Raw genomic sequence first — 18,293 nt, 5'->3', positions numbered from 1 at the left:
GGAGTGGGGGCGGTGAGGCGGGGCGAGGGGCGTGGTGCGAGGGCGAGGCGTGCGGGAGAGGGGGCGACGGCCGAGGGAGAGGGGCGACAAGGGGAGCGGTGAGGCGGGGCGCGGCGCGAGGGCAAGGCGCGCGCGGTAGAGCGGCGAGGGCGAGGGGGCGGTGAGACGGGGCCGTGGGACGGGGCCGCGGCGCGCGGGAGAGGTGCGATGGCCCGCGGGCCGCGCGACCGGGGGCCGCGGGGCCAGGGCCGTGGGGTCGCGCGGTTCGGGTGTCGCGTGTCGGGTGCGTGGAACACTGCACCGCATGCGACGCCTGTTCCCCGTGCCCCCCGTGACCCCCGTGAGCCCCGTGGCCCCCGTGGCACCCGGGACCCCCGTGCCCTCCTTGACCCCTGTGACCGATCAGACAGCCGGTTCGGGTCACGACGGGACCGATCGGGAGTGGAGTCTGGCCGAGCTGGCCGCCGCCTACGCCTATCCCGAGCCGGACGGGCGGCGCCGGACGTGGCTGCGGGCCAACATGGTCTCCACCCTCGACGGCGCCGCCCAGCACGACGGCCGCTCCCAGCCCATCTCCAGCGCGACCGACATGCGTGTCTTCGGCACACTGCGCGCACTGGCGGACGTCGTGGTCGCCGGCGCCGAGACCGTACGGCAGGAGGGGTACCGTCCGGCACGCGCGCGGGCGGACTTCGCGGACGCGCGGCGCGCGGCCGGACAGGGCCCCGTGCCGGTGATCGCGGTGGTCAGCGCGAGCCTCGAGCTGGACTTCTCCCTGCCGCTGTTCACCTCCCCGCTCGTGCCGACCCTGATCCTGACCGGAGCCGCCGCGGCCCCCGACCGGATCGCGGCCGCCGAGAAGGCCGGCGCGCGGGTGGTCGTCGCCGGTGACGGCGTCGGCGTGGACCCCGCCCGTGCCCTCCGGGCGCTCGCCGGGCTCGGTCACACCCGGCTGCTGACCGAGGGCGGTCCGCGACTGCTCGGGCAGTTCGTCACGGCCGGCGTCCTCGACGAGCTGTGCCTGACCGTCTCCCCGACGCTCACCGCGGGGGACGCGCAGCGGATCGCGGGCGGACCCTCGATCGAGGTCCCGCGGCGTTTCGCGCTGGCGTCCCTGTTGGAGGAGGAAGGTTTCCTCTTCAGCCGGTACCGGCGCGACTGAAACGACCCCGGCCGGGGCGGGCGGCGGCGACCGGACAGGGGTTCGGTCGTTACCGCACATCCGGGAATCGGCGGAATCTTCCGTTCCGTTTAGTCCGCACCGGGCACACTGAATCCGGCAGTACCCGTGCGATCACGGGGCAGGATGGTTTCCGCAGGGTCCGGTACGGCCTACGGAGGGTGGGTCCACGGGCCCTCGAAGGAGAAGGGGCGCCTGGTGTTCACAAGCGTTTTGATGATCGAGAAGGCCCTGACGTCCGCCGACGTGGAGTTCGTCACCACCTTGCACGGGGACGAGCAGGTCGCCTTCCACGTGCTGCTCCAGCCGCGCGGCGATCAGGCCGACCGGCTGCTGCGGGCCATCGACGACGTCGCGCTCGGCGAGCTCGACGACGCCGTACGGGAAGGGGAGACCCCGGAGGGGCAGGAGGCGCAGGGTGTCGGAGAGCGGGCCCTGGAGGTCTCCCTCGCCGCCCTGCGGGCGTCCGGCGCCCGGGCCGAGGGCAGACTGATCGAGGACCACCCGCTGGACGAGCTGAAGGACCTGGCCATGCAGACCGGGGCCGACGAGGTGATCGTTCTGACCGATCCGCACTACGTGGAGGAGTTCTTCCACCGGGACTGGGCCTCACGCGCCCGGCACAAGGTCGGCGTACCGGTCCTGAAACTGTTCTCCCACAGCAAGGCATAGGCTGGGGCCGGCCCGCCGGCAGACCAGGGCCGCGCTCCCGCGCAGGGGGCGCGCCCACCGGCACACCACCTTTCGCACCACCTCTCGCACCACCCGTCGCACCTCTGGGGAGAACAGCGCATGGCACCCGGCCTTCCTACCGCCATGGAACGACCGCACTTCATCGGCATCGGCGGCGCCGGAATGTCGGGTATCGCCAAGATCCTCGCCCAGCGCGGTGCCGAGGTGGCCGGCAGCGACGCCCGGGAGTCCGCGACCGCCGGGGCGCTGCGCGCGCTGGGCGTCACCGTGCACATCGGCCACGCGGCGGAGCACCTCGCCGACGACGCGAGCTGCGTGGTCGTGTCGTCGGCGATCCGCGAGGACAACCCGGAGCTGGCCCGCGCCGCCGAGCTGGGCGTTTTGGTGGTGCACCGCTCCGACGCCCTCGCCGCCCTGATGAACGGCCTGCGCCCGATCGCCGTCGCCGGCACCCACGGCAAGACCACCACCACCTCGATGCTGGCGGTCTCCCTGTCCGAACTGGGCCTGAACCCGTCGTACGCGATCGGCGGCGACCTGGACGCGCCCGGCTCCAACGCCCTGCACGGCGACGGGGAGGTCTTCGTCGCCGAGGCCGACGAAAGCGACCGCAGCTTCCACAAGTACGCCCCCGAGGTCGCCATCGTCCTCAACGTCGAGCTCGACCACCACGCCAACTACGCGTCGATGGACGAGATCTACGCGTCCTTCGAGACCTTCGCCGACAAGATCGTCCCCGGCGGCACCCTGGTGATCGCCGCCGACCAGGACGGCGCCCGGGAGCTGACGCGGCGGCTGGCCGGCAAGGTGCGGACGGTGACGTACGGGGAGTCCGAGGACGCCGACGTGCGCATCCTGTCGGTCGTCCCGCAGGGCCTGAAGAGCGAGGTCACCGTCGTGCTGGACGGTGCGGAGCTGACCTTCGCGGTCTCCGTCCCCGGCCGTCACTACGCCCACAACGCGGTCGCGGCCCTCGCCGCGGGCGCCGCCCTCGGCATCCCCGCCGCCGAGCTGGCCCCCGCGCTGGCCGCCTACACGGGCGTCAAGCGGCGCCTCCAGCTCAAGGGCGAGGCGGCCGGTGTCCAGGTCGTCGACTCCTACGCGCACCACCCCACCGAGATGACGGCGGACCTGGAGGCCATGCGCGCCGCGGTCGGCGACGCCCGCATCCTGGTCCTCTTCCAGCCGCACCTCTTCTCCCGCACCCAGGAACTGGGCAAGGAGATGGGCCAGGCCCTGGCACTGGCGGACGCGTCGGTCGTCCTCGACATCTACCCGGCCCGCGAGGACCCGATCCCGGGCATCACCAGCGAGCTGATCATCGAGGCGGCCCGGGCCGCGGGCGCCGACGTCACGCCGGTCCACGACAAGGACGGGGCCCCGGGGGCGGTCGCGGGAATGGCGAAGGCCGGTGATCTCGTTCTCACCATGGGCGCGGGCGACGTCACCGACCTCGGACCGCGCATCCTTGACCAGCTTTCGAGCACGGACGCGGACAGGTAAGGGGCTGAGACTCATGTCGTACGACGTCGAGAAGCCGGACGAGCAGTGGCGGGAGGAGCTGGCCCCGGCCGAGTACGCCGTGCTGCGCCAGGCCGGTACGGAACCGGCCTTCACCGGTGAGTACACCGACACCAAGACCGAGGGTGTCTACTCCTGCCGTGCCTGCGACGCGGAGCTGTTCACCTCCACGACCAAGTTCGAGTCGCACTGCGGCTGGCCGTCCTTCTTCGACCCGAAGGACACCGACGCGGTCGAGCTGATCGAGGACCGCTCCCACGGCATGGCCCGCACGGAGGTGCGCTGCGCCCGGTGCGGGTCGCACCTCGGGCACGTGTTCGAGGGTGAGGGGTACGCGACCCCGACCGACCAGCGGTACTGCATCAACAGCATCTCTCTCAGGCTGACACCTGCTTGAGGCCAAGGGGTGTGATGCCGTCAAGCCCCGTGGATCGGTGTGTCCACGGGGCTTGAGCACCGCTTCCCGATGCGCGGGTCGTTCGACGCGTACCGTCCGCACATGGACTCCGCCGCCGCACCTCGCGTCCTCGTCATCGGGCTTGATCCGTATCGGGTGCCCGGGCCGTGGGACCCCGAGCCGGCAGCCACGGCGATCGAGGCGGGACTGGCCGAGTTCGCCGCACATGGCGTCGGCGTCGAGACCTGCCTGATCGGCCTTGACGGAAGTGACGACGTGGAGGCGGTCGTCAGGGATGCGCTGCGAGCCCATCAGTGGAAGTGCGTCACCGTGGGCGGTGGCCTGCGGCACTCGGACGATCAGGTTGAACTCCTCGAGCAAGTGATCAACCTGGTTCGGCGGCACGCGCCCGATGCGGCCATCGCGTTCAACAGCACCCCGGCCACCACCTACGAGGCGGCAGCCCGGTGGATCGAGTGACGGTCGCGGGTGTCGTCGAGATCGGTGATCCCTCTCAGTCGGCCTGATCCTGTGCCGTGCCTCCGGCGGTGCGGAATGTCAGGTTCGTGAAGGTGTGCCCCTGGACCACCGGGCCGTGCTGTCTGCCACCGGTGACGCTGTTGTGCACGGAGCCTGGTGGCTCGGACCGGGCGGTGGGGGCGAACTCGTCAACGAGACGCCGCAGTTCCTCGGACGCGCCGGGATCCTGTTCGAGCAGGCGGCGGAGCCGGAGCCGCACCGAGGCCGTCAGGTCGGACCTGAGGCCCTCCTCGTCGGCGGTCCCGCCGGCCGCGACCAGGGCGGTGCGGGACTCCTCCAGCTCCCCGGCCACGCCGTCGGCGTCACTGTCGGCGTCGGCGTCGCTGTCGGAGGCGAAGAGGCCCACCACGCGGTGCCTCACCTGCTCCCACGCGTCAGTGACCATGAGACCCACCACCGTGGTCGCCCCGGTCCCGATCAGCGCCATGAGTTCCGCTTCCACGGGGTTCCTCCATTCGCTTCCTGGGGTTCTGCCCGCTGTTCAGGCCGTCCAGCGATGACCTGGAAGGACTATGTGATCAGATTCCTTGGTTCCGTCGCACGGGCGTACCGTTGCCCGCTACGTTGTGGGCTCGTCGACGTGATCGTGTGCGTCGGCGCGTCAAGCACACCAGTACGAGGAGTACGAACACAGTGAAGCGCAAGCCTTTTTTCGTCCTCACCGCCCTCGCCGCCCTCGCAGTCATGACGCCGGTGGTGACCCGCTGGATGTGGGTCGTCGAGAGTGGTCTGGCCGGCTGACGGCGGAGCCGCCGGTCGGCGTCCGGTGCCTCGCCAGGAACCCGAGCAGTTTCGCCGCCTCCGTCTCCGCGCCGAGGGAGCGATAGCGGGTGGCGGCCTGTTCGCCGTATCCGTCGGCGAGGCCCGCGGGGCGGTGGGACAGTGCCGCCGCCCGGGCCAGTCCGGCCAGCGCCTGCGCGGAGCCCAGGACGTAGTGGATCCGCTCCGCCACCTCCAGGGCCCGCTCGTAGCCCTTCGCCGCGAGATCGAGCCGCCCGGACTCGCGCTGGACGTCCGCGGCGCCGATCAGGGCGCGAAGCCTCTCGTACGGGTTGTCGATGTCGACGGCGACGCGTTCCGCCATCGTGAAGTGCAGCAGGGCCTCGCCGCGGCGCCCCGACTCGGCGTAGGCGGTCCCCGCGAGGATCAACGCGTCGGCCTCTCCCAGGCTGTCGCCGCTGGCGCGGTGGGCGGCGAGCGCCCGCTCGAAGTGGGTGAGCGCCTCCTCCGTGCGGCCCACCGCTTGGTGCACGGCCCCCAGGTTCGTTGACAAAATCGCCAAATCGACCCGGCCGCCGCACCGTCGCATCAGGACCAGTGAATGCTCGTAGCATTCGCGGGCTTCGGCGTAGCGCCCCTGGAGGAAGTGCAGCTCACCCCGGTTGTTCAGGGCCTGGGCCAGCCCGTGGAGATCGTGCAGGTCCTCGTAGATCGCGCCCATTCGCCGCACTTTGTCGAGTGCCTCGTCGTACTGCCCCGCGTAGGACAGGGCCGCCCCCTGCACGTTGAGGCAGTCGGCCTCCCCGGAGGGGTCGCCGACGGCGTGGTAGAGCGTGCGCGCCTGTTCCAGGACCGGCAGCGCGGCGTCGCCGTGGCCCGCGGCGAGTCGGGCCCGGCCCGACTGGAACAGCGCGTCGGCGCGGCCGTGCGCGTCGTGCAGTTCCCCGTGGATCGAGAGTGCCTCGGTCGCACAGTCCAGGGCCTCGCCGTGATTGCGCTGTGCCAGGAGATCCGCCCGGTCCGTCAGGGTCCGGGCCAGCAGGGAGCGGTTGCCGGACGCGCGCAGTACGGGCAGTGCCGCCTCGAAGAGTTCGGAGGCGACGCCCCACGCACCCCACAACTTGAGGCTCCTCGCCAGGACGTGCGGAAAGAGCGCCGCGTACTCCGGGTCCTCCGCGGCGGCCATGCGCGCGACCGCCGTGAGGTTGGCGCGTTCCACGGTCAGCCACACCGAGGCCTCGTCGGCGTCGGAGAGGACGGGCTCGGGCAGCGACGCGGCCTCCCGGGTCAAGGGCAGGGGAAACGCGCGGCGGTGCGGGTGGGTCAGCCGGTCGGCCCGGTGCGCCGTGGTCAGATAGTGGGCGGCGATCCGGCCGGTCGCGGCCCGCCGGACCCGGTCGGCGTCCGTGTCCAGGCCGACCTGGACGGCGTACGAACGCGTGAGGTCGTGCAGGCGGTAGCGCCCGCGCACCGGCTCCTCCAGGAGACTGGAGTCGAGCAGTTCCTCGACGCACCGTTCCAGGCACCGTTCCAGCGGCGCGGGCTCCTCGACGAAGGCCGGGCCGACCAGCGCGGCGACCCCGGACAGGGTGAGGTCCGGGCCGGGATGCAGGGCCAGCAGGCGGAACAACGCCTGTGCGGGGGCGCCCAGTTCCGCGTACGAGAACCGGAAGACGGCGCCGATCAGCGCGTCGAACTCCTGGAGCGGACGGCTCGCGTGCGTCAGCCGGTCGAGCAGATGCTGCAGGTCCCACGCTTCCCGGTGGCGGAATCGGCTCGCCAGGACCTGAAGGGCCAGGGGGTGGCACGCACACGCGTCCGCGATCTGCCGCAGGTTCTCCGGCTCGGCGGCCACTCGGGAGGCGCCGACGATCCGGGTGAACAGGGACGCCGCCTCCTGCCCCGACAACGTGTCAAGGAACAGCGGCGAGGCGCCGTCCAGCCCGGCCAGCCGGCTCCGGGTCGTCACCAGGACGCGGCAGGCCGGGGAGCCGGGGAGCAGCGGGGCGATCTGGGCGGCGTCCCGTACGTTGTCCAGGACCACGAGCACACGACGCCGTGCGGTCCACTCCCGCCACCGGGTGGCGCGTTCGTCCAGGGTGGCCGGCAGCTCACCGTGCCACCCGGTGGTGTGCAGCAGGGCGGCCAGGGCGTCGGCCGACTCCAGCGGCTGCTGACCGCTGTACCCGCGAAGGTCGACGTAGAACTGGGCGTCCGGATAGGCCGGGGCCAACTGGTGCGCCGCGTGCACGGCGAGGGCTGTCTTGCCGATGCCGGGCATGCCGTGGATCACGGTGACCGGCAGCGCGGTACCGGAACCGTTGCCGGCCGCTGCTGCGGCGGTCGTGGCTTCGGCGAGGAGGATCCGCAGCTCGCCCGACCGTCCGACGAAGTCCGGGGTGTCGCGCGGCAGGCAGTTGCGGGGCTCCACCGGTGCGGCGGGGGTGGGAAGCGCTTCGGGAGTGGCCGGAGTGCTGGTGGGAGTGGCCGGGGTGGGTGATGAGGCGGGCGGCGCGAGGCGAGCGGTGGGCGCGGTCTCGGTCTCGGTCCGCAGGAGGTCGTGGTCCTGTTCGAGCATACGCAGATGAAGCTGCTGGAGCTCCGCGGTCGGCTCGATGCCCTGACTGCGGTGCAGCCGTGTCCGGGTGTCCCGGAAGACGGCGAGCGCCTCGTCGTGGCGGCCCGAGCGGTAGAGCACCAGCATCAGGGAGCCGATCACGCGCTGCGCGAACGGGTTCTGCGAGGCGAATTCCTGGAGCTCGCCGACCAGGTCCGCGTGGCGGCCCAACTCCATCTCCAGACCGATCCGTTCCTCACGCACCCGGCGGTGGTCCTCGGCCAGGCGCATCCGTGTCGACTGCGCCCAGGAGTTGTCGGCGAACTCGGCCAGCGGTTCGCCGCGCCACAGGGCCTCGGCGGTGCGCAGCAGCCCGACGGCCAGTTCACGCTCGTCCCGGGCGGCCGCGGCCACCGCCTCCGAGCGCAGCCGGCCGAAACGCAGCAGGTCGATGTCGTCGGGGTCGGCGCGCAGTTGGTACAGCCGGGAGGACGGCCGGGCCACCCGTGCCATGCCGTCGCCGACAGCGCGGCGCAGCCGGCCGCGCAGCCGGGAGAGGTAGCTGTGCAGCGTGTCCACCGCCGACGGGGGCGGCTCACCGTCCCAGACCCGGTCCACCAGCGTGTCCACCGTGACCGGTTCACCCCGTGCGTGCAGCAGCACGGCCAGCACACAGCGTTCCTTCAGCGATCCGAGTTCGTGCTGCCGCTGGTCGTGCCAGAGCTCAAGAGGTCCCAGTACGAGAAGGTCCACCGTCTCCCCCGAGGGGTGCGCTTCTTCCCATGGCTTCGGCAAAGGTGTGACGCGAACCACTGTTCTACGGTCGTACTGAGGAGTCAGGGGTGGAGGCGCGGGCGCACGGAAGCAGCGAGGGGCGCATGGACCCCCGGGCCGACGGGTCTGCCACAGGAGTGCAGGATTCCTGCAAGCCCGCCGTCCAACTCCCCGGGCATCCCCCTGTCATCGGCGGCGCGACGGCGCGGCCGTACGGACCATACGGACCATACGGAAGGACCGGGGGATCTCAACGATGAGCTTGACAGTGCCGGAGCCGCACGCGCGGCACGTGCCGGTGCGTCTGGACGTCCAACGATGGGCCACGCACCGGAGCCGCCGCAGGCTGCTGGTCGTGGTGCACACCGTCGTCACGGGCCAGCGACTGCTCGACGCGATACGCCTGCTCGAAGGCGACATCAGGGTGCAGACCTTCTTCACCCAGGCACCCGATGTGTTCAGCAACGGGGTGGGTGCCTTTCTCGAACGGCTGGGCGGCCTCGTGCTGCCCTGGAGCCAGGCGGTGCAGACGCCTTTCGACCTCGCCCTGGCCGCCGGCCACGGCAACCTGCACGATCTGCAGGCGCCCGTGGTGGTACTGCCGCACGGCGCAGGGCACAACAAGGTCGTCCAGGTCGCGCCGGGCGGCCACCCGGCGGTGCCCAGGGGTGCCTACGGGCTCAGCAGGCAGCGCCTGATGCGGGACGGGGCGGTGGTGCCCGAGGCGATCGTGCTGGCCCATCACGAAGAGCTGACCCGGCTCGGACAGGACTGTCCCGAGGCCGTGCCGGCCGCGGAGGTGGTGGGTGATCCGTGCTTCGACCGCGTCGCGGCGAGCCTGCCCCTGCGGGCCCTGTACCGGGAGGCACTGGGCGTCGGGGGCCGGCGGCGGCTGGTCCTCGCCTGCTCCACCTGGGGGCCGGACTCACTGCTGGGACACGGGTGGAACACCCTGGAACGCCTGGTCGCGGAACTGCCCAGGGACGAGTACCGGATCGCCGCGCTCCTGCATCCGCACGTCTGGAACGCCCACGGCGACTGGCAGGTCCGTGCCTGGCTCGCCGAACTGGCGCGCGCGGGCCTGCTCCTGGTCAGCCCGTACGCCGACTGGACCGGGGCGGTGGTGGCCGCCGACCACATCGTGGGCGACCACGGTTCGGTGTCGCTCTACGGCGCGATGACCGGAGCGCCGGTGCTGATGGCCGGCCGCTCCGACGCGGCCGTGGACCCGGGCTCGCCGATGGCCGAACTCATGTCCTTCGCACCCCGGCTGCGCGACGACCGGCCGCTGCGGCAGCAGCTCAAACGGAGTTCCGTGCTGCGCCGGGCGCACCGGTACGAGCGGGTCGCGGCCCGGATCACCTCGGAACCCGGCCGGTTCGCGCGTCGGATGCGGGCGCTGCTCTACCGGAAGCTGCGCCTGCGCGCCCCCGCCGTACGCGGGCCGGCGGTGGAACCCGCGAGCCTGCCCATGACGGTGCGCTACGACGATCCCGGCGCCGGGGTGTCGCGGTGATGCGGCTCGCGCTGGTGTCCCGGACGGTGCGGGTCCTGACCGGGGGCGGCGTCGGCGGCGGCGGCGGTGCCGTCCACCGGGTACGGACCGTGCTGGTGGACTCGGTGTCCGGGACGCTGTCCGTGGACGAGCACGTCAGGGTGGGGTGCCGCGCACCGGCCGGGTGGACGGCGCTCGGCGACGTGCTGATCGCGCCCGGCGCCGGAGCCCGGCGGGCCGCCCGGCTCGCCGGATCCTGTCCGGGAGCGCTGATGGTGGCGGTGCACCACGGAAACCGCTGCTGGCTGCGGCCGGGACCGAGCGGCCCGGTGTCCGTGTTCGAGGCCCCCGGACCGGGGCAGCCGCACGCAACGTGGGACCGAATCGCCTCACTGGCCCATTCCTGCCTGGTCGCGGGCCTACCGGCCACGGACCTGGGCCCGGCCCTCACAACCCTGGAGCCGACACTCACAAGCCCGGACCCGACCCACGCCGCCGCGAGCCCGACGGCGGTGGTGCCGGTGGGTTCGGCGGATGCCGCCGCGGGTCCGGTGCCGGTGGGTTCGGAGGTTGCGGCTGTGGGTTCGGCGGACGCTGCCGGGGTCCGGGGGTCGTGGTCGTGGGTTCGGTGGTTGGCGCCGTCGGTCCGGCGGCCGTGCCGGTGGCCCGGCGGACACCGCCGCGGGTTCGGAGGTTGCGGCTGAGGGCCCGGCGCACGCCGCCGCGGGTCCGGTGGTGGTGCCGGTGGGTCCGGCGTACACCGCCGTGGGTTCGGCGGTCGTGGCCGTGAATTCGGCGGACGCCGCCGTGGGTTCGGCGGACGCCGCCGTGGGTTCGGCGGACGCCGCCTGGGGCTCGGCGGTCGTGGTCGTGGGTTCGGTGGTGGTGCCGGTGGGCCCGGTGGACGCCGCCCGGGGTCCGGCGGTCGTGGTCGTGGGTTCGGTGGTTGGTGGTGTCGGTCCCCGCGGATGCCGAGGTGGGTGCGGCGGATGCCGCCGGGGGTTCGGTGGGCGCGGCTGAGTGGGCGGTGGTTGAGGGGCCGGAGTCGCGTCGGTCTACTGCTCCGGCTCGTCGCGCTCCAGCGGTTCGAGGCGGTCCCGGAGTGCCTCGGCGTCCGGCGTCCGGGACCGGCCCGCCGAGGAGTAGAGGTCCAGTGCCTCCCGGTAGCGGTCCCGGGCGAGTTGCCGCCGCCCGCGCCGCTCGGAGACCTCGGCCAGGGCTCCGAGGGCTCGGGCGGCCTCGTACGACGACAGCCCGCGCAGTGCCGCCAGGGCCGGGGACAGCAGTTCCTCCGCCGGGTCGAGCCGGCCGAGAACGAGGTGGGCGCGGCCCATGCAGGTGGCCGCGCGAGCGGCGTTGTACGTGTCGCCCGCCTCGTCCAGCGTGCCGCGGGCGGCACCGGCGTGACGGACGGCCTCCTCGGCCCGCCCCTCCTCCAGCGCGAGGCCGGCGAGGTTGAGCGCGGCCAGTCCGCCCGCCCGCCGGTCTCCGTGCACCGGCAGGTCGGCGGCGGCACGACGGAAGAACTCCGCGGCTCTTCGCGGACGCCCGAGCCGCTGCAGGGCGAGCCCCCGGTAGTTGAGGGTACGGGCATGGCCGAGTGGGTCGTCGGCCGCGAGGAACAGGCCGGCGGCCCGCTCGAACATCTCCAGCGCGCGCCCGGGGTTCCCGGCACCCAGTTCCCCGACCCCTCCGGAGGTGAGCATCCGGCACTCGGCGGCCGTGTCGCCCAGCTCCCGCGCCGCCGCCAGCCCCGCCCGGTGCGCCGCGCCCCACTCCGGGTAGAACTTCCGCCGCAGGAAGAGCGGCCACAGGGCGTCGGCGAGCTGCCAGCACACGGTGGTGAATCCGGCGGCGGGCGCCTGGTGGAGCACCGCCATCAGGTTGGGCAACTCCCGCTCCAGCCAGTCCAGGGCGGCTTCGGGACCGGGGCCCACCTCCGCGACGACCACGGGCCCGGGGCCGTAGTCCCGGGCCATGGTCCGGTGCTGGGGGTCGAGGATCTCCTCGGCACGGGTGGCGCTCGCGAGATAGTGATCGGCGATACGCCGCACCGCACCCGCCCGCACGTCCGGCGGCTCGTCCTCGACCGCCTTCGCGGCGGCGTGCAGCCGGACCAGGTCGTGGAAGCGGTGGCGTTCCCCGGCGGCCTCGGCGAGCAGGCTCGCGTCGTGGAGCGCGTCGAGGGAGTCGGCCGCGCCCCCGTCGTCGTCCTCGCCCGTGGCACACAGCGCGGCGGCCACCGAGCCGTCGAACTCCCGGCCCGGGTGCAGCCCCAGCAGCCGGTAGAGCCGGGCGGCCGGTCCGGGCAGCGCCCGGTAGGACACGTCGAGCGTCGCCAGCACGTCGTGGTCGCCGTCTATGGCCAGTGCCTCCAGTCGTCGGCGCTCCTCGCCGAGGGCGCGGACCATCGTGCTGATGCGCCGTCCGGGACGCGTTGCCAGCCGGGCGCCTGCGACGCGGACGGCGAGCGGCAGCCCGGCGCACAACTCGACCAGGGCGCGGGCGTCCTCCGGCTGTTCGCCCACCCGCCCGTCCGGCAGGGTGTCCGCGAGCAGCTCGACCGCCGCCTCGAGGGTCAGCGGTTCCAGATGGACGGGACAGCAGCCGTCGACCGTCAGCCCCGGGAGCCGCCTGCGGCTGGTCACCGCGGTCACGTTGCCGCCCGCGGGCAGCAGCGGCCGTACCTGGGCCGCGGTCGCCGCGTCGTCGAGCAGTACCACCACCCGGCGGATCGCGGTCAGCGACCGGTACAGCGCCGTCCGTTCGGCGAGCCGCTCGGGGACCTGCTGCGCGGGAACGCCCAGGGCCCGCAGGAACCGGCCGAGCACCTCCGCCGGATGCTCGGGCCCGTCGGACGACTGCGCTCCGAGATCCGCGTGGAGCTGGCCGCCCGGAAACCGGGGACGCAGGGTGTACAACCACCGCAGCGCGAGCGTGGTCTTGCCGACACCGCCGAGCCCACTCAGCGCGGCAAGCACGGGCCGGTCCTCCCCTGCGGCGCGGACACGGTGCCGTTCCAGCGCCGCCAGCTCCCGGGTCCGGTCGATCACCCGCACCAGCGGCGGCAACTGCCAGGGCGTCTGCTCGACGCCGCCCGGCCGAGGACCGAAATGGATGCCGCCGTACACGGAACCCGCCTGGACGACGGGTCCGTGCACGGTGCCGCTCAGGTCGTTGTGCGACTCCTGCCCGCCGCTGCGCACCCGTGCCCCCGCCCCGTGCGTGTGAGTACCGCGTACCGCGTACCGAGTCCTTTACGCATCCTTTCCGTGCGCGCCGCCGATATCCCCGGACGCCGCGACCGATCTCCGCGCGCCGCCGACCGGTCAGCGGTCAGCGGGCGGCGGCCGGACGTGTCCCGGTGGACACCGGACGTGTCACGGTGATCGCCGGAAGGGTCACGGTGAACACCGTCACGCCCGGCTCGCCGCCCAGCTCGAGCGTGCCGCCGTGCGCCCGCACCAGCGACCCGGCGACGGCCAGGCCCAGGCCACTGCCGCCGCGGTCGCGGCTGCGGGCCTTGTCGACGCGGTAGAAACGGTCGAAGATCCGTTCCCGGTCGGCCGCCGGTATGCCGGGCCCCGTGTCGGCCACCGACACCCGGACCTCTCGGGGCGCGGCCGAGACCGTGACCGAGACCTTGGTGCCCGGCGGCGTGTGCACGGCCGCGTTGGTGAGCAGGTTGTCGAGCACCTGCCGGATCCGCTGCGGGTCAAGGCGCAGCCGCACCGCCGCAGGACCGGCCGTCACCGTCACCGTCAGCGGGCGGTCCGGACGGCCGGCGCGGAAGGCGTCGGCCGCCTGCCGCACCAGCTCCGTCAGATCCGTGTCCTCCCACCGCAGCGGCGCCTCCACCTCCCCCGCGTCCAGCCGGGCGAGCAGCAGCAGGTCGTCCAGGAGCACACCCATCCGGGCCGCCTCCGCGCGCAGCCGGGCCAGATGCCGCTCCCGCTCCGCGGGCTCGTTGGCCGCCGCGTACTGGAAGAGGTCGGCGTAGCCCCGTACGGACATCAGCGGGGTGCGCAGCTCGTGCGAGGCGTCCGCGACGAACCGGCGCAGCCGCTGCTCGGCCTCCGCCCGCACCGCCAGCGACGCGTCGATGTGCTCCAGCATCGTGTTGAACGCGGTCCGCAGCTCCGCCACCTCCTTCCCGCCGTCCCGTCCGTCGGCCCGCAGCGACAGCCGGGCGGCCGACTCGGTCAGGTCGTGCGAGGCGATGCCGTGCGCGGTGCTCGCCATGTCGCTCAGCGGTTCCAGACCGCGCCGCAGCATCCGCCGCCCGAACACCACCAGGGCCAGCAGCGCGAGGCCGAAGGCGACGACCTGCACCGTGATCAACCGCCGCACCGTGTCCTCGACGTCGCCCATCGGCGCGGCGCTCACCAGCACCACCCCGGGCTCCACCTCGCAGGCCCGCAGCAGATAGGGGCCGTGCCCGCCGATCCGCACGGTGCGGGTCAGGTCCTCGTCCGAGCGGGCCATGGTCCGCGCGAGATCGGTCAGGGCGCGGCTGTCGGCCGGCACCTGCGCGGGAGTCCGCAGGTCCGCCGAGCCGCCGCCGGACACGTCGTACACGGCCGTGTACCAGCCGTAGTACGGCTTGCGCTCGACCGTGCCGTTGGCCGCGGCGTCCTTGGACTGCACGACCTGCACCAGTTTCATCTGGTCGGCGAGCTGCCGTTCCAGATACTCCCGCATGTACGCGGTCAGCACCGTGCCGACCACGGCGAACACCACCAGCGACAGCGCCCCGAGACCCAGCGCCAGCCGGGTGCCGAGCCGCAGCCCGCGGTAGGCGCGCCACCACCGGCGTATCACCATCACCGGGCCGCCTGCCGGATCACGTACCCGAAGCCCCGCACCGTCTGGATCAGGGGCTCGCCCGTGTCGTCGAGCTTGCGGCGCAGCCGGCTGACGACCAGCTCCACGACGTTGGACCGGCCGCCGAAGCCGTACTCCCACACGTGGTCGAGGATCTGCGCCTTGGTCAGCACGGACGGCGACTTGCGCATCAGATAGCGCAGCACCTCGTACTCGGTCGGCGTCAGCGACAGCCGCCGCTCGCCGCGGCGCACCTCGCGGGCGTCCTCGTCCATCGTCAGGTCCGCCACCCGCAGCACCGACCGCTGGAAACCGGGACCGGCACTGCGCCGCAGCACGGTGCGCAGCCGGGCCATCAGCTCCTCCACCGCGAACGGTTTCACCAGGTAGTCGTCACCGCCCCGGGTCAGCCCCGCCACCCGGTCGGCCACCCCGTCGCGCGCGGTGAGGAACACCACCGGCACCATCGTGCCCGAGCCGCGCAGCCGGTCCAGGACCCCGAAGCCGTCGACGTCCGGCAGCATCAGGTCGAGCACCACGATGTCCGGACGGAACCCGGCGGCCAGCCGCAGCGCCTGCTCGCCCGAGTTCGCCGTGACCGCCTCCCAGCCCTCGTAGCGGGCGACCGTCGCCACGAGATCGGCGATGGGCGGGTCGTCGTCCACCACGAGGAGTCGCACTTTTTCCACCCGCTCATACTGCGCCACCGGCCGCCCGCACCCCAGACCGCGCGGACCGCCGTACCGGGATCGACACGTACTTGAAAGCCGCCCGACAGGAAATCGACAGGCGGGCACCCGACGCCCGGCGCCCCGGGGCGAATTGCCCGGTGTGAACGCCGGGACAACGGGCAGAAGTCGCTCCGGACCGAACGGGCCCCGCGATGCAGCCGTCTACACTCGACCGGCGACGGCCCCACCGACCGCGGCCGGAGCGGGCAGCTTCTGCCAGACCCGAAGGGCATTCGGCGTTTTGATACGGATGGAATCAGTCACCAAGCGGTACCCGGACGGCACCGTGGCGGTCGACCGGCTGTCGCTGGAGATACCCGAGCGCTCGATCACGGTCCTCGTCGGCCCCTCGGGCTGCGGCAAGACGACGACCCTGCGGATGATCAACAGGATGGTCGAGCCCACCGAGGGCGCCATCCTCCTCGACGACGAGGACCTCGCGCGGCAGCCGGTCACCACGCTGCGCCGGTCGATGGGGTACGTCATCCAGAACGCCGGGCTCTTCCAGCACCGGACGATCCTCGACAACATAGCCACCGTGCCCCGCATGATCGGCTGGGGCAGGCAGAAGTCCCGCGAGCGGGCGGCGGAGCTGATGGAGCGGGTGGGGCTCGACGCCTCCCTCGGCAAGCGGTACCCGTACCAGCTCTCCGGCGGCCAGCAGCAGCGCGTCGGGGTGGCGCGGGCGCTCGCCGCCGATCCGCCGGTGCTGCTCATGGACGAGCCGTTCTCCGCCGTCGACCCGGTCGTCCGCAAGGGCCTCCAGGACGAACTTCTGCGCATCCAGGACGAACTGGGCAAAACCATCGTCTTCGTCACGCACGACATCGACGAGGCCATCAAACTGGGCACCATGGTCGCGGTGATGCGCACCGGCGGCCGGCTCGCCCAGTTCGCACCGCCCGCCGAGCTGCTGTCCGACCCCGCCGACGACTTCGTCGAGGACTTCCTCGGCGCCGACCGCGGCATCCGGCGGCTCTCCTTCTTCCCCTCCGCGGGACTGGAGCTGACGACCGGCCCGGTCGTGCGCGCCGACGCCACCGCCGAGCAGCTCGCCGCCGCCGACGGCCCCCACCTGCTGGTCACCGACGCGGACGGCAGGCCGCTCGGCTGGGCCGAGCCGGAGGACCTGACCGCCGGGGACATCGCGCCCGAGCGGCTGCTGTCCCACGGCCGGCCGTTCGTGCCCGGCACCGACTCGCTGCGCGCCGCCCTCGACGGCGCCGTACTCTCGCCCACCGGCTGGGCCGTCGCCGTGGACACCGACGGGCGGGTGACCGGCGTCGTCTCCCAGCAGACCATCGGCGAGGCGATCCGCACCGCCCACGGTGCGGGCGACGCCGACGCCGACGCCGACGCCGACGGCGACGGCGCGAAGGCTGCCGCCGACGGCGCGAAGGCTGCCGCCGATCCTGCCGATCCCGCCGACCCCGTCGACGTCACGAAGGTCGCCCCGTGAACGGCTTCTTCGACATCCCGAGCGACCTCGGCAACACCTACTTCGGGCTGATCGGGCTGCACCTGCGCGAGGCGCTGCTGCCGGTGCTGGCCGGCCTGCTGGCCGCGCTGCCCGTCGCGCAGCTCTGTGTGCGGTTCCGCTGGCTGTACCCGCCCGTGCTCGGGGTGACGACCGTCTTCTACGCCGTCCCCTCGCTGGCCGTCTTCGTGGTCCTCATCGACTACACCGGCCAGACCGAGCTGACCGTGATGATCCCGCTGGCCGTGTACAGCCTGGTGGTGCTCGTCCCGGCGATCGTCGACGGCGTGCGGTCGGTGCCCGAGGAGACCCTGGCCGCGTCCACGGCCATGGGCTTCGGGCCGCTGCGCCGGTATCTGCAGGTGCAGTTGCCCATCGCCGTGCCCGCGATCCTCGCCGGACTGCGCGTGGCCGTTTCGGCCAGCATCTCCCTGGTCAGCGTCGGCGCCCTCATCGGCAACCAGGGCGCCCTCGGCAACCTGCTCGCCGACGCCCAGAAATACGGCCGGCCGGAGCTGGCGGTGAACTCCGTCCTCACCACCGCCGTCCTGGCCATCCTGTGCGACGCGCTCCTCGTCCTGATCCGGAACCTGCTGACCCCGTGGATGCCGCGCGGCAAGCGGCAACGCCCGAAGGAGGCCGCGGTGCGGCAGGAGCAGACCGAACCGCAGAAGGCGGCGGCCCGGTGAACGTACTCGACTTCGTCAACGCCTTCTTCAGCGACAGCGCCCACTGGCACGGCTACGACGGCATCCCGCAGCGCCTGGTGGAACACGTCCAGTACTCCCTGATGGCGCTCGGCCTCGCCGCCGCGATCGGCCTGCCCCTCGGGCTGCTGACCGGACACACCGGGCGCGGCGGCAACGCCGTCGCCTTCGTCGCCACCGCCGCTCGCGCCCTGCCCAGCTTCGGACTGCTGGTGCTCATCGCCGTCGTCGTCGGCATCGGCCTGCTGCCCGTGATGATCCCGCTGGTCATCCTCGCGATCCCGCCGATCCTGGTCACCACCTACGAGGCGGTCCGCTCCGTCGACCCCTCCCCGGTGGACGCCGCGCGGGGCATGGGCATGCACGAGAGAGACATCCTCTTCCGGGTCGAACTGCCGGTGGCCCTCCCGCTGGTCCTCAGCGGGCTGCGCTCGGCCGCCATCCAGGTCGTGTCGACGGCGACCATCGCCGCGTACGTCAGTCTCGGCGGGCTCGGCCGGTACATCATCGACGGGCTCTACCAGCGCGACTACGAGAAGGTGGTCGGCGGCGCCACACTGGTGGCCCTCCTGGCGCTCGTCACCCTCGGGCTGTTCTGGGCGGCCGGGCGGTTCGCCGTGTCGCCGGGCGTGCGCAGGCGCTGAGAAAAGAAACCGTAACCAGGCCGTTCTTGACTG

At 73.0% G+C, this 18,293-nt stretch carries 14 protein-coding genes; 9 read left to right on the top strand and 5 right to left on the bottom strand.

Translation table 11 applies throughout. The annotated features are described in order from the left end of the window. The first annotated feature begins 304 nt into the window (after positions 1 to 304). The 5 genes from KUM40_RS20700 (at position 305) to KUM40_RS20680 (ending at position 4,271) form a co-directional block, all read left to right on the top strand. A complete protein-coding gene (locus KUM40_RS20700; RefSeq protein WP_374227402.1) occupies positions 305 to 1,162 on the top strand; it encodes a pyrimidine reductase family protein in 858 nt (285 codons plus the stop codon). Between the two features lie 216 nt (positions 1,163 to 1,378). After that, on the top strand, positions 1,379 to 1,852 hold the full coding sequence (locus KUM40_RS20695) for an indole-3-glycerol phosphate synthase (RefSeq protein ID WP_217167504.1): 474 nt from the start codon (positions 1,379 to 1,381) through the stop codon (positions 1,850 to 1,852). 120 nt (positions 1,853 to 1,972) lie between these two features. Continuing rightward, entirely contained in the window at positions 1,973 to 3,376 is a 1,404-nt protein-coding gene (gene murC, locus KUM40_RS20690; protein WP_217167503.1) for a UDP-N-acetylmuramate--L-alanine ligase, read from the top strand. A gap of 13 nt (positions 3,377 to 3,389) precedes the next feature. Further along, a complete protein-coding gene (gene msrB, locus KUM40_RS20685; RefSeq protein WP_217167502.1) occupies positions 3,390 to 3,791 on the top strand; it encodes a peptide-methionine (R)-S-oxide reductase MsrB in 402 nt (133 codons plus the stop codon). A 102-nt stretch (positions 3,792 to 3,893) separates the two neighbouring features. Continuing rightward, positions 3,894 to 4,271, top strand: a complete 378-nt coding sequence (locus KUM40_RS20680) for a hypothetical protein (protein WP_217167501.1) — start codon at positions 3,894 to 3,896, stop codon at positions 4,269 to 4,271. 34 nt (positions 4,272 to 4,305) lie between these two features. Here the strand turns inward: KUM40_RS20680 and KUM40_RS20675 are convergent, their stop codons facing one another. Both KUM40_RS20675 and KUM40_RS20670 read right to left on the bottom strand, forming a co-directional pair. Next, positions 4,306 to 4,773, bottom strand: coding sequence for a hypothetical protein (locus KUM40_RS20675; protein WP_217167500.1), 468 nt, complete (start codon positions 4,771 to 4,773; stop codon positions 4,306 to 4,308). Positions 4,774 to 5,013: 240 nt separating this feature from the next. Next, a complete protein-coding gene (locus KUM40_RS20670) occupies positions 5,014 to 8,361 on the bottom strand; it encodes a tetratricopeptide repeat protein (RefSeq protein WP_217167499.1) in 3,348 nt (1,115 codons plus the stop codon). 277 nt (positions 8,362 to 8,638) lie between these two features. Between KUM40_RS20670 and KUM40_RS20665 the strand changes: the two genes are divergently transcribed. Next, entirely contained in the window at positions 8,639 to 9,898 is a 1,260-nt protein-coding gene (locus KUM40_RS20665; protein ID WP_217167498.1) for a hypothetical protein, read from the top strand. A gap of 1,034 nt (positions 9,899 to 10,932) precedes the next feature. Here the strand turns inward: KUM40_RS20665 and KUM40_RS20660 are convergent. From KUM40_RS20660 to KUM40_RS20650, 3 genes are all read right to left on the bottom strand, one after another. Further along, a complete protein-coding gene (locus KUM40_RS20660; protein ID WP_217167497.1) occupies positions 10,933 to 13,083 on the bottom strand; it encodes an NB-ARC domain-containing protein in 2,151 nt (716 codons plus the stop codon). A 130-nt stretch (positions 13,084 to 13,213) separates the two neighbouring features. After that, a complete protein-coding gene (locus tag KUM40_RS20655) occupies positions 13,214 to 14,701 on the bottom strand; it encodes a HAMP domain-containing sensor histidine kinase (protein WP_254395399.1) in 1,488 nt (495 codons plus the stop codon). After that, a complete protein-coding gene (locus KUM40_RS20650) occupies positions 14,701 to 15,390 on the bottom strand; it encodes a response regulator transcription factor (protein ID WP_217167496.1) in 690 nt (229 codons plus the stop codon). Before KUM40_RS20650 ends, KUM40_RS20655 begins: the two co-directional genes overlap by 1 nt. Before the next feature lie 283 nt (positions 15,391 to 15,673). Here KUM40_RS20650 and KUM40_RS20645 point away from each other — a divergent pair, with 283 nt between their 5' ends. From KUM40_RS20645 to KUM40_RS20635, 3 genes are read left to right on the top strand one after another with little or no spacing between them, the layout of a single operon-like run. Continuing rightward, positions 15,674 to 16,891, top strand: coding sequence for an ABC transporter ATP-binding protein (locus KUM40_RS20645; RefSeq protein ID WP_254395398.1), 1,218 nt, complete (start codon positions 15,674 to 15,676; stop codon positions 16,889 to 16,891). Next, positions 16,888 to 17,598, top strand: coding sequence for an ABC transporter permease (locus KUM40_RS20640; protein ID WP_217167495.1), 711 nt, complete (start codon positions 16,888 to 16,890; stop codon positions 17,596 to 17,598). Before KUM40_RS20645 ends, KUM40_RS20640 begins: the two co-directional genes overlap by 4 nt. Then, entirely contained in the window at positions 17,595 to 18,260 is a 666-nt protein-coding gene (locus KUM40_RS20635; RefSeq protein ID WP_217167494.1) for an ABC transporter permease, read from the top strand. The genes KUM40_RS20640 and KUM40_RS20635 overlap by 4 nt, the downstream gene beginning before the upstream one ends. Positions 18,261 to 18,293 lie beyond the last annotated feature (33 nt).

Origin of the sequence: Streptomyces sp. AC512_CC834 (assembly GCF_019049325.1) — a bacterium.
In the GTDB taxonomy this organism is placed as follows: domain Bacteria; phylum Actinomycetota; class Actinomycetes; order Streptomycetales; family Streptomycetaceae; genus Streptomyces.
Note: the sequence above shows the minus strand (reverse complement) of the source record. Positions and strands in the feature narration are given on the sequence as shown.